The following is a 313-nucleotide window of genomic DNA, read 5'->3' as shown; positions in this document are numbered from 1 at the left end:
GACCTCTTCCGCGGTCGGCCGATCCTGCCGCAGGAACCGGTAGGTCTCGGCCTTGAAGGTCGCCGTGGCCACGGACCACAGCCGCGCACCGCGGCGCAGGCGCTTACCGCCCACCGTTGCGTCCACATAGGTCGGCCCGGTCACCGGGCTCGCGCGGTTGAACCCATCAAGCCCCTTCACGGGTGCCACCTGCGCGAAGCCGACCTGCCGCGCCCATGGGGCGGCGGAAACACCAGTGACTTCCTATGTCGGTCAAATTTTTGTCGATTTCGCAAGCCATGAAGGCTGGATGAAGGACGAGATTGCCAGCACC

General features: G+C 65.8%; 1 pseudogene. It reads right to left on the bottom strand.

The features are described from left to right. Window positions 1–216, bottom strand: a pseudogene (locus ACH13J_RS18420) (terminase gpA endonuclease subunit); the annotation flags it as partial. Window positions 217–313 lie beyond the last annotated feature (97 nt).

Origin of the sequence: Roseovarius salis (assembly GCF_044472985.1) — a bacterium.
GTDB classification, from domain to species: Bacteria; Pseudomonadota; Alphaproteobacteria; order Rhodobacterales; family Rhodobacteraceae; genus Roseovarius; species Roseovarius salis.
The sequence above is the reverse complement of the archived record's forward strand: the minus strand, read 5'-3'. Positions and strand labels throughout refer to the sequence as shown.